Annotated in this window: 10 protein-coding genes; 5 read left to right on the forward strand and 5 right to left on the reverse strand. The window is 35.9% G+C overall.

The genetic code is table 11. The features are described from left to right. Positions 1 to 14 precede the first annotated feature (14 nt). The 3 genes from IPJ83_12175 to IPJ83_12185 all read right to left on the reverse strand — a co-directional run bounded on the left by IPJ83_12175 (position 15) and on the right by IPJ83_12185 (position 4,998). The gene (locus IPJ83_12175) at positions 15 to 1,853 is read right to left on the reverse strand and encodes an arginine--tRNA ligase (GenBank protein MBK7881303.1); all 1,839 of its coding nucleotides are present in this window, start codon (positions 1,851 to 1,853) and stop codon (positions 15 to 17) included. Positions 1,854 to 1,879: 26 nt separating this feature from the next. Then, complete coding sequence (gene lepA / locus IPJ83_12180; protein MBK7881304.1) at positions 1,880 to 3,673, reverse strand: elongation factor 4; 1,794 nt, start codon at positions 3,671 to 3,673, stop codon at positions 1,880 to 1,882. Between the two features lie 116 nt (positions 3,674 to 3,789). Further along, positions 3,790 to 4,998 carry an aminotransferase class I/II-fold pyridoxal phosphate-dependent enzyme gene (locus IPJ83_12185; protein MBK7881305.1) on the reverse strand — a complete coding sequence of 403 codons (1,209 nt, stop codon included), beginning with the start codon at positions 4,996 to 4,998 and terminating at the stop codon, positions 3,790 to 3,792. 32 nt (positions 4,999 to 5,030) lie between these two features. On the opposite strand from IPJ83_12185, the gene IPJ83_12190 reads away from it, so the two are divergent. From IPJ83_12190 to IPJ83_12210, 5 genes are read left to right on the forward strand one after another with little or no spacing between them, the layout of a single operon-like run. Then, positions 5,031 to 6,110 carry an RluA family pseudouridine synthase gene (locus IPJ83_12190; GenBank protein ID MBK7881306.1) on the forward strand — a complete coding sequence of 360 codons (1,080 nt, stop codon included), beginning with the start codon at positions 5,031 to 5,033 and terminating at the stop codon, positions 6,108 to 6,110. Between the two features lie 31 nt (positions 6,111 to 6,141). Continuing rightward, a complete protein-coding gene (locus tag IPJ83_12195) occupies positions 6,142 to 7,164 on the forward strand; it encodes an acyl-CoA reductase (GenBank protein ID MBK7881307.1) in 1,023 nt (340 codons plus the stop codon). A gap of 9 nt (positions 7,165 to 7,173) precedes the next feature. Continuing rightward, positions 7,174 to 7,806 (forward strand): endonuclease III, encoded by a 633-nt coding sequence (nth, locus tag IPJ83_12200; protein MBK7881308.1) that lies wholly within the window; start codon positions 7,174 to 7,176, stop codon positions 7,804 to 7,806. Between the two features lie 44 nt (positions 7,807 to 7,850). Continuing rightward, positions 7,851 to 8,456: an SCO family protein gene (locus IPJ83_12205; GenBank protein MBK7881309.1), complete on the forward strand. Its 606-nt coding sequence runs from the start codon at positions 7,851 to 7,853 to the stop codon at positions 8,454 to 8,456. Then, the gene (locus IPJ83_12210) at positions 8,443 to 8,835 is read left to right on the forward strand and encodes a cytochrome c (GenBank protein MBK7881310.1); all 393 of its coding nucleotides are present in this window, start codon (positions 8,443 to 8,445) and stop codon (positions 8,833 to 8,835) included. The genes IPJ83_12205 and IPJ83_12210 overlap by 14 nt, the downstream gene beginning before the upstream one ends. On the opposite strand, the gene IPJ83_12215 is transcribed toward IPJ83_12210, so the two are convergent. Together IPJ83_12215 and IPJ83_12220 are read right to left on the reverse strand one after the other, a co-directional pair. Further along, positions 8,826 to 11,057, reverse strand: a complete 2,232-nt coding sequence (locus tag IPJ83_12215; GenBank protein MBK7881311.1) for a TonB-dependent receptor — start codon at positions 11,055 to 11,057, stop codon at positions 8,826 to 8,828. The two genes, IPJ83_12210 and IPJ83_12215, sit on opposite strands and share 10 nt — an antisense overlap. Positions 11,058 to 11,408: 351 nt before the next feature. Then, the gene (locus tag IPJ83_12220) at positions 11,409 to 12,032 is read right to left on the reverse strand and encodes a DUF697 domain-containing protein (protein MBK7881312.1); all 624 of its coding nucleotides are present in this window, start codon (positions 12,030 to 12,032) and stop codon (positions 11,409 to 11,411) included. Positions 12,033 to 12,041 lie beyond the last annotated feature (9 nt).

The following is a 12,041-nucleotide window of genomic DNA, read 5'->3' on the forward strand; positions in this document are numbered from 1 at the left end:
TTGTATTTATTTTATTACATTCGATCCGGCATTGGAATTCCCAGACAATTCATTCCGTGTTCCAAATGTTCACTAAAAATTTTACAGATTTGTAATCGCCATAATTTTATTTCTTTCGTTTCTGCATTAAGTATCCGGTATTCATGATAAAAGCGATGAAAGTCTTTTGCCATTTGGTAAAGATAGTTTGCTAAATGTGACGGATCAAATTGTTGTGCAGCTTCCTGCATAACCTTAGGATAATTTAAGCAAAGACTAATCAAATCTTTTTCTCCACTTGTAACATTTAATGCAGGAAATAATTCTAGATCCGGCTCTTGTCTGCGTAATATGGACTTAATCCGAACAAATGCATTCACTACATATGGACCGGTATGTCCTTGCATATCCACAGATTCTTTTGGATCAAAAATCATTCGTTTTTTTGGATGCACTTTTAATAAAAAATACTTTAACGCTGACATCCCTATTTTGGTAATGAGTTCATTTTTTTCCAATTCACTGATTCCAGATAATTCTCCCCGTTCCATCGCTGACTCCCCTGCTTCATTAATCACCTCTGCAATAAGATCATCTGCATCCACCACTGTTCCTTCTCTAGACTTCATTCTACCAGATGGCAATTCAACCATACCATATGATAAATGGTGCATACCCTTAGAATATGGTTCTTCAAGCTTACGCAGTGTTTCAAACAAGACTTGAAAATGGTAATCCTGCTCATCCGCGACAACATAAATATAGTGATCCGCGTGATGCTCCTGATGCCTCATCTGAGCTGTACCCAAATCTTGAGTAATGTATACGGAAGTCCCATCACTTCTTAATACAATCTTTTTATCCAATCCGGATTCTGTTAAATCAATCCAAACAGATCCATCTTTTTCTTTGTAAAAAACTTCCTTTTCAAGTCCCTGCTTAATGATGTCTTTTCCTAACAAATAAGTATTAGATTCATAATAGACAGATTCAAAAGATACCATAAGTTTTGCAAAAGTTGCATCAAATCCTTGATATACCCATTGGTTCATTTTTTTCCAAAGTCCTATTACATCTTCATCACCTGATTCCCATTTTCGCAGCATCTCGCCTGCAGCTTTTCCCAGTGAACTATATTGATTAAAATATTCATTCTTAAATTTGGCATAAAATAGTTCTTTAGTTTCATCCTCTTTCTTTTTCGATTGCCAAATCTCAAAAGCTTCGGTGCTCTGTTGCCAGTTTATATATTCTTCTTTGAATTTATTTTCAAATAATACATAATAATTACCTACAAAGTGATCTGGTTTTTGAGCCTGACTTTCTGGAGTTTTACCCTCTCCAAATAATTTCCAGGCTAACATACTTTTACAGATGGCAATTCCTCTGTCGTTTATAATTTGTGTAGTATGTGCTTCATGTCCAACAGACATTAGGATTCGGTATACTGACCATCCCAAAAGAATGTTGCGAATATGACCCAAATGCAGAGGTTTATTGGTATTCGGTGAGCAATATTCTATAAGATATTTTTCAGGTTTTGATATTTTAGATCTTTCCTCAATCTTTTGTGATGTGAGGTTTTTCAATTCATTAACCCACCAGGAATCCTTCATTCTGAAATTCAAGAATCCTTTGATCAGATTAAAAGATTGAATCAAATCTTTTTCCATTAATCCGGTTCCAATAATTTGGCCTAGAGATTCCGGGTTTTTGCCTGTTTTTTTTGACCAATTGAATAACACAATAGTGTAATCTCCTTCAAACTCTTTTTTGCAAACAGTTATATTAAAATCCTTTGAACAAGTATCAAGACTGAATTCAGATTGAAAAAGACTTACTAATGCTTTATGTATATCATTTAAATAATTCATGTTTTGTAGTATAATATTAGATGAATTTAATCATCAAGTTTAAGCACATCAAGGAATGCTTTTTGAGGCACGTCTACTGAACCAATCTGGCGCATTTTTTTCTTTCCTTCCTTTTGTTTTTCTAATAATTTTCGCTTTCTCGAAATATCCCCACCGTAACATTTAGCAGTAACATCTTTTCTGAGTGCTGAAATTGTTTCTCTTGCTATTACTTTTCCTCCTATAGCAGCTTGGATTGCGATTACAAATTGGTGCTGGGGCAATATTTCTTTTAATTTCTTACACATCTTCCTCCCTACCGCATCCGCCTTAGATCTGTGCACAAGAGCTGTTAATGCGTCTACATTATCTCCATTCAATTTTATATCCAATTTAATAAGGTCTGATTTTCGATAATCCAAAGGGTGATAATCGAATGATGCATAACCTTTAGTGGAGGATTTAAGTCTATCATAAAAATCAAATACAATTTCGGCTAGCGGCATATCAAAAGTAAGCTCAACTCGTTCCGGTGTGAGATAGTGTTGCTTTACTAAAGTTCCTCTTTTCTCCATTCCAAGCTTGATAATGGTCCCAATATATTCTGGTTTGGTAATAATTTGGGCGCGTATATAAGGTTCTTCAACATATTCAAGATAATTTGGCTCCGGCAAATCATTGGGTGTGTTTATTTTTAGAATTTCTCCCTTGGTTGTTTCTGCGATATAGGAAACGTTTGGAACTGTGGTGATGACTTCCTGATTAAATTCCCTAGATAATCTTTCCTGAATTATTTCCAGATGCAACATCCCTAAAAAGCCACATCTGAAACCAAATCCAAGAGCTACTGAAGTTTCTGGTTCATAGACCAAAGAAGAATCGTTCAATTGAAGCTTTTCCAAACTGTCCCTTAGGTCTTCAAAATGCTCATTTTCAATCGGATAGATTCCCGCAAAAACCATTGGCTTTACTTCTTCAAATCCTTTAATAGCTTCTTGACATGGATTTGCAGTGGCAGTAAGAGTATCTCCAACTTTAATTTCCTTAGCATCTTTAATACCTGTAATCACATAACCTACATCACCACATTTCACTTCAGGCATTGGCATAAGAGTCATCTGCAGGTAACCTACCTCCTCAGCGTCGTACTCTTTACCAGTATTGAAAAATTTGATTTTTTCGCCTTTTCTAATGATCCCGTTGAGTACTCTGAAGTATACTATAATACCTCGAAAAGAGTTATAAACTGAATCAAATACCAATGCTTGCAATGGGGCTTTTGGATCGCCTTTTGGCGCAGGAATCCTCTCTACAATAGCCTTCATTAAATCAGGAACTCCGGCACCGGTCTTTCCACTGGCTAGAACAATGTCCTCTTTATCACATCCGATTAGATCAATAATCTGATCAGACACCTCGTCAATCATTGCATTATCCATATCTATTTTATTGAGAATCGGAATGATCTCGAGATTATGCTCAATGGCCAGATATAAATTAGAAATGGTTTGTGCCTGAATTCCTTGAGTAGCATCAATCAGCAACAAAGCGCCTTCACAGGCTGCTATTGATCGGCTCACTTCATATGAAAAATCTACGTGGCCGGGTGTATCTATCAGATTGAAAATATATTTCTGACCATCGGTATGCAGGTATTTTAATTGAATGGCATGCGCTTTAATAGTTATTCCACGCTCTCTTTCAAGATCCATATCGTCCAGAGCCTGATTTTGCATATCTCTTTCAGATATAGTTTTGGTATATTCCAACAAGCGGTCAGACAATGTACTCTTGCCATGGTCAATATGTGCTATTACACAAAAGTTTCTGATATGCTCCATTGTTATATTAAGTTTTCGCGCTGCAAAAGTACCTAAGTTACCAGCCTTTAGCCAATTTTGAACTAAAAATTATTAAAAACTACTGTGTATACCTACTTAAAATGCAAGATCTAAGATCAGATACCCTCCAGAGCTTGATTCCAGTCCAAAATCAGATCGTCTATTGTTTCCAAACCAACAGATAACCTAATTAAACCATCAGTTATGCCATTTTTTAACCTGATATCCTTTGGCACTTTTAGATGTGACATTGTAGCCGGGTGAAGTATCATTGTATCTGTTTCTCCCAAAGAAGGTGCAATGGCACATAGTTTAATCTTTTTCAAAACATTAGATACTTCTTCAATACCGCCTTTAATCTCAAAACTTAATATAGCCCCATAACAATGCATTTGTTTATTGGCTATAACATGATCAGGATGACTCATTAGACCTGGGTAATTGACCTTATTGACCTTAGGATGTTTTTGCAAAAATTCAGCTAATTTCTGAGCATTAGAGGATTGGGCTTGCATTCTAATTTCAAGGGTCTTAAGGCCAAGGTGCAATAAAAAGGCTTCGAAGGGACTTGCGACACTCCCAATCAACTTTAGAAAAACCCATAACCTATTATTTATCAGTTCCTTATCAAAGCTTACTATAGCGCCTCCAGTAGAGGCTCCATGCCCATGTAAAAACTTTGTAGTAGAGTGAATGACTACATCAGCACCAAGGGACAAAGGACGCATTCCATATGGCGTAGAAAAAGTATTATCTACAATTACTCTTACCCCATGAAGCTTGGCAATTGAGGAAACCATTTGAATATCTGTACTTTTTAGAACAGGATTAGTTGGTGATTCAAGATATACCAAAACCCTACCACTATGTTTTCGTATGGCAAAATCAACTTCTTCTGGAGTTTTGAATTCCAGAAATTCTATTCCTACCTGATTTTGGCCAAATACAGTTTTAAACAACTCAGTTGTCCCACCATAAAGGTCACTTTGTGTCAAAATAACATCTCCAGGTTTCAAAAGGGTCTGCAACACACAATGAATTGCCGCCATTCCTGAAGAGGTTAACAATCCATAACTTTGTTGATCTGATCCAAATCCCTCAAGGTCAGCAATCTTTTGGGCAACTGCCTCCACAGTTGGATTACCATATCTGCTGTAAACATGGGCACCAGGTTGATGTTGGAATATTTCAATCCCTTGCTCAATGTTCTGAAATTCAAAGGCTGCAGTAGCGTAAATAGGTAGTTGGTGAGGAGAAGTTGTTCTCGTATCATTAACTGTTTTTAACAATACAGTACCGAAGTGTTTTATAGCTTTGCTCTTCATTAGTTTAATTTTTACAAAAGTAAGTCCTCACCTTGAATTCAGAACAAGATATACAAGCTCAAAAAGATCAAATTGTTGATGATAACGAGTTTGAGGTTATCCAGTTTGCTGTTGATCCCGGACAAGGCCCCGTGCGGTTGGATCATTTTCTTAATGAGAAGATTCCTAAGGTATCCAGAAATAAGATACAAAATGCCATCACTGCGGGTATGATTACGGTGAATCAGAAGTCATCAAAATCCAATTATAAAATAAGGCCATTGGATGTGATTGATGTGGTTTTTCCAAAATTTCATGAAAATGAAGACATCATTCCAGAAAATATACCACTGGACATTTTATACGAAGATGATGATATTTTATTGGTAAATAAAAAACCGGGTATGGTGGTCCACCCTGCTGGGGGTAATAGTTCTGGCACCCTGGTTAATGCGCTTGCAGGTTATTTTGGTATTGACCCAAATGTTGAAAAAAAGCCTAGATATGGGCTTGTCCACAGAATTGATAAAGAAACCTCAGGAATACTTATTGTGGCTAAAACAGATTTTGCACACGTTGCATTATCCAAGCAATTCTATGACCATACGATAGAACGGGAATACATTGCTTTAGTATGGGGAGATCCTGATCCTGCTTTAGGCACCATTGTTGGAAACGTTGGAAGAGATCCTAAAAACAGGCAAAGAATGTTTGTTTTTGAGGATGGCACAGAAGGGAAACATGCCGTTACACACTATGAACTCATAGAATCCTTCTATTACGTAAGTTTAATCAAGTGCAGACTGGAAACCGGTAGAACACATCAGATTAGAGTACATATGAAATTTGCAGGTCATCCGCTCTTTAATGATGAACGCTATGGCGGTGATCGAATTGTTAAGGGTACAGTATTTACTAAATACAAACAATTTGTACAAAATTGTTTTAAACTCATGCCAAGATTTGCCTTGCATGCACGAAGCCTTGGATTCATACATCCTGTAAGTGGCGAAAAAATGTTCTTCGAAATAGAACCACCGGAGGATTTTACTCAATTGGTTGAAAAATGGCGTCATTATCTTTCCTTTCGAAAAGAAAAAGTAGATGAAGATGATGTGGATGAGATGAATTAATAAAGTGTTTTTTACATCTAATATTTTTTAAATGTCCGTTCATAAATTCATATCGACTTTCAGCAGATTGGGAGAAGCGATGACTATATCAACCGAAGCAAAAAAAATAGTATTCCAAAAGGCAGAGAATACCAATGCCTGGTTTACAGAAAAGGAAATCAACCGAATGGTCGATCATCTTGTCAAAAATTATTTTAATAGTGAGAAGCTTGCGACTTGGATAGATAAGTATACATTTCCTGCAAATCATCAACCTAAAATTATAGGATTAATTTCAGCAGGAAACATTCCATTGGTTTCCATGCATGACTTGATGTGTATTATATTAGCCGGCGATATAGCGCACATTAAACTTTCAGAAAAAGATACAGTTCTATATCATTGGATGTTCTCACTTATCGAACAAATTGACCCAGACATTTTTAGTCGTGTTCATATTGTTGATCAGGTAAAAAACTATGATGCGGTGATTGCTACCGGTGGAAACCTAGCAGCCAACCAGTTTAAATATTATTTTCAGCACAAACCAAACATGATCAGAGGTCATCGAAATTCAATTGCTGTGTTGAATGGCCAGGAAGACAATGATACACTAATATCCATTGGACAAGATATATTCTCCTATTATGGAATGGGTTGCCGAAATGTGAGTAAAATTTTTGTACCTCTTAGTTATAACTTTGATCATTTTTTGGGCATCCTGGACAAAGAATTTAATTACGTAAGAAATCATCATAAGTTTCAGAATAATTATGACTACCAATTGGCACTTTTTCTATTGAACAAAGTAAAATTCTTACAAGCCGAAAGTATTTTATTATTAGAACACGAAGGAATAGCTTCCCCTTTGGCTTGCTTATATTTTGAACGATATGAAAGTTTAGATGAGGTGTATCAATTTAACTTAAAACATAAAGATGCCATACAGTGTGTAATTAGTCAAGAAAAAATAAACGACCTTGTAATTACACCGCCAGGAATGTCACAGTATCCCGAATTATCTGAATATGCGGACATGAATGACACTTTGAAATTTTTGTTTATGCTAAATTAAGTACCAGTTGTGAATAAAAAGGATAAAGCACTTTTAATTCAGAAAATCCTTGACAAATATTTTCCGATAGTTGAAGTTCCTCTCCAACATAAAGACCCATATACATTATTAGTAGCTGTTCTACTCTCAGCACAATGTACTGATGAGCGGGTAAATAAAGTTACACCAGAATTATTTAATTTGGCAGATAATCCACAACAAATGAAGAACATTCCTGTGGAAAAAATCCAATCGATAATTCGACCTTGTGGACTTTCAGCCAATAAGGCTAAAAACATTCAAACGCTTTCTAAAATATTGTCGGAAGAATACAACGGGGTTGTCCCATCAGATATGGAATTACTTGAGTTACTCCCTGGAGTTGGACATAAAACTGCTTCAGTGGTGATGTGTCAGGCTTTTAACATTCCGGCATTTCCTGTAGATACACATATACATCGTTTAGCATGGAGATGGGGACTGACTAGTGGCAAAAATGTTGTTCTTACTGAAAAGGATCTTAAAAAACTATTTCCTGAGAAAGATTGGAATAAACTTCATTTACAAATAATATATTTTGGGCGAAAATACTGTCCAGCAAGAGGCCACATTATTGAGACATGTCCAATTTGCTCTTTAATTGGTCGCAAAAAAAAGGGATAAACTATGTATACTGTAAAATATAGAATTTTCAAAATTTATTTAAAATGAAAAGAATAATTTGTTATTGGATATTACTCTTCACTTTGTATTCCTGTACAGAAAAAAAACTACCTGTTTTAGGAAATTATTCTATCGAAAATGGAGATACTATTTATTCCAAAATTCCAGATTTTAATTTATGGACTCAGGACAGTGTTCCATTTACTTCTCAAATGCTTGAAAACAAAATTCACCTTGCTGCATTTTTCTTTACCTCTTGCCCTACGATTTGTCCTAAAGTTATGAGGAATATGATGAGAATTGAAGAAAATTTTTCTAAGGAAAAAGACATACTTTATTTATGCTATAGTTTGGACTTTAAAAAAGACAGCATACCAAGACTCAAGGAATATGCTAGCAAATTAGGCATTGAAAATTCTAATTTTTATTTTCTACAGGGTAGACAAAAAGAAGACATTCGTTCTCTCATGAATGCTTACATGAGCATAGCTGTAGATGATCCTGATAGTCCTGGAGGTATAAACCACAGCGGATGGATCTTGTTGATTGATGGCAAAAAACATCTTCGATCATATTGTCTAGGCACAGATGAGAAAGAAACGGACAAATTAATAGAGGACATTCAAACACTACTCCATGAAGGTGATTAAATTTAGTATAATAATTATTTCAATTATTTCTTGTACTTTTTCAACTGAAACCTACAAGGAAGGAAAACTAGTTTATGAAAATTACTGTTCAGGATGTCATGGAATTCAAATGGACGGATTGAAGGATCTTTATCCTCCTCTGAAAGACGTGAACTGGTATGAACAAAACAGGAACCAAATGCCATGCTGGTTAAAAAATGGCATTACATTAAAAAATTTAAGACTAGGCAAGCAAGAAATGCCTGCACATACTGAATTGAGTAGTATTCAGATATGTAATGTATTGAACTATTTAAATTCAATCAACTGGAAACTCAAGTCTCCCTTTACTTTAGAAGAGATCAATTTGAATTTAAAAAATTGTTCCAATCAAAAATGAAGAGCAACAAGTAAAGATGGCAAAACAGGTAATTGATTTACACGTTTATTTTCTACCACATTAAAGTAAAAGATATTCTTTCGATCATAAGCATTGGTCACACTAGCTACGATTTCTAAATTAAGAAATTTAGTAAAGTCTATTCTTCTTTTAATCGAAAAGTCAAGTCTGTGATAATATGGTAGTCTGCCTGAATTTATTTTCTCTGCATAGACCACACCGATATCTGGATTCTCAATACCAAAATTTGTCTCTAGTCCATTTGGAATAAAATTATCCCCTATGAATCCTTGTATCTTAGTAAATGCAAAACCCGAACCAAGATTCCAACGCATTCCTGCTTCCCAACATTTTGCTCTACCCCATTGGTAATCTAATACAAAATTGATATTGTGGCGTCGGTCAAATAAGGCAGGAAATTTCTGCACTCCATCATCACGGTTGACAAAACCAAGGGAATAACCTAACCACACTCTCCAATTCACCCAATTAGACTTCAACAAAAAATCAATACCATAAGAATTCCCTCTTTCTTCTGTATAATCAGGATCCTGAACCTTTCTCTTATTTCGATTCAAATTAAAAAGACGACTAAAATCTTTGTAATAGGTTTCGACATTTAATTCGGTGTTTGTGCTCAGATCTAATTCAAAGCCTCCAACTGCATGGCTCGCATAAATTAATTCAGGACTTGTTAGAAATCCTACAAAAAGATTCACGATATCCCTTTCGCTCACAGAACTCATGAGGTTCTGAGAATAAAGCCCACCAGCTGCTTTTAGTCGAAAATTGTTAGTTACATTCATTTTCATCCCCAGGCGAGGCTCAAATCTTACTTGCGATAAAGAAGCGTAGTATTGCATTCTGAAACTTGGGTCAAAAACAAACAACTTTGTCGCGTAGCGGTATTTGACAAAGCCTGCAATCTCCGTGTTATTACTTTCGCTAAGAATAGGAACTTTTAGAAAATTAGTAAATTCAAAATCTGTTTTAAAGGCATTGAATTCCAAACCATATTTTATTTCAGACCTGCGACCAAAATAGCTAAAATCAATATTTGCCTGCAGTCCTCTAATATTACTTGTTCTGGGGTCTGACTGTTTTTCATCTAGTTTTATTTTGTAGTCTGAAAAGGCAACACTTCCCCCTACAATTATGCTGGAAGTCCCTGGAATTAATTTGAAATTGGCACCTCCCCCACTGGCCTGCCAATTTAGATTGGCCAGTCCGGTATATTTAACCCTGTCATTAAAGTTAAATCCAAATAAATTAAGAAATGAGCCATTTTCACTTATTGTAGAAATCTTTCCGTAGATGTCTGTAAAACTGAATGGAAGGCTACCTGTCAGTGTATCCAATGCATATTTATAAAGCTGTTTGGAAGTCTGATCAATATAAGATTGTTTACCTGTAATTAAAAATGATGTACTACCACCCTTTCCTTCCCTGTACTTGCTTATCGGACCTTCAAGAAGAAGTTTGCTCATAAAGGGACTTGCAGTTGCCAAACCCCCAAAATGGGTTTTGTTGCCTTCTCTGGTCTTCATATCCACAATAGCGGATACCCTCCCTCCGTATTCTGCACTAAAACCTCCCGTCAGCACCTCTGCAGATCGAATAATCTCTGTTTCAAATACTGAGAAAATTCCTATGGAATGAAATGGATTAAAAATAGTCATACCATCCAATAAGATTTTATTTTGCACTGGAGATCCACCTCGAATATAAATCTGTCCCCCCTGATCCCCTGTAGTGATCACCCCTGGTATGATTTGTAGATATTGTGCTATATCGGCTTCTCCACCGGTAGAAGGAAGTGCTTTAATTTCTTTCGGTGTGATGGATATGGAAGAAACTCTCACTTCTGTTCTGGATTGCTCCTTCTTACCAGAAATACTAATTTCTTCTAAGGTAATGTTAGATTCGACTAAACTAAATTGTTTGTTTATAATTTGGCCCTTCCTAAGGGAGACATCATAAGTTAATGTATCATAGCCTATAAAGCTGACTACCAACGTGTAATCCCCTACAGGAACTGCTGATAAAGTATAAAATCCTGATTCATTCGTGGTGGTCCCTATCGTAGTCCCCTTCAAAAAGACAGAGGCAAAAGATATAGGTTCTCCAGTGTTTTTATCGTAAACGTTGCCTCTTATGTCACCCTTTTGGCTGTAGGCATTTGAAAAAAATAAGCCTAAAACAAAGAATATGTAATACTTCATCTTCTACCGTCTAAATAATGGATTGCAAAAATAATACAATCCGACTAACCGGAAGCATTATCCCAAGATCAAACGAACTAAATGAAGAATTGTGACGATTATTCTAAGAAAATATCGATATTCTAGTAAAACTAAGGATGACAGAACCCAATTAAAGATTTTTAATTTGGTATTTAAAGGAAACCAGGACTCTAACCGAAAGCTGTTTTTGGAATCATTTCAAACAATTTATTGCTAGGAATCTTTTCATTTAGACAAAAAACACACAGGCTTAGCAAAGATATGGAATCAAAAAAAACTAAAATAAATTGAATCTAATTATTAAAATATAATTTTCCCTAGATTAATTTATTAATCCTCCAAAATCCTCCTTTTAAATGACTCATATTCATCTTCACTCAATAAACCCTTCTCTTTAAGTTCGGCAATATCCTTTAATTGATCAATTGCTGACCTTGTCGTCTTTACGTCACTTGGTGGATTGGAAGTAGCGGGTGATTCTTGTTTGTTTTCCTGCTTTCCACGCTGACTTTGGGCTTGTTGCGCAAACTCTTTTCCCTTTTCAAACAATTCCTCATATCTTGTTTTAAATGCCTTAGGATCAAAATCAAGAATTGTTCCACCCGTCTCAAAATGTTTCTTAAATAATTCACCTAAAGCATAGGTGGATGCCCCACTCATCACCGACATGGTTACTCCGCCAAGGATCGTTCCTACCCCGGGAATAAACTTAACCGCCCTAGCCGCTAGCCTTGATGCCCCTGAACTAGTTAGAGCTGAAATGATTGCTTTCCCTTGAGAATCTTTAAAATCCTGGCCATAAATCTTGCTCAACTGTCTTATCATGTCCAACTGAATGGCAGATACTGCCAAAAAATCTACGATTGGCACCCAAATCATCCCAGCCCCCATTGACCAGATAGTATGATTCCTGATGACATCATCCGCTTGGTTTGTCTTACTTTTTTCGTTCATTTTTTTATT

This window comes from Candidatus Vicinibacter proximus (assembly GCA_016713905.1).
Taxonomy (GTDB): Bacteria; Bacteroidota; Bacteroidia; order Chitinophagales; family Saprospiraceae; genus Vicinibacter; species Vicinibacter proximus.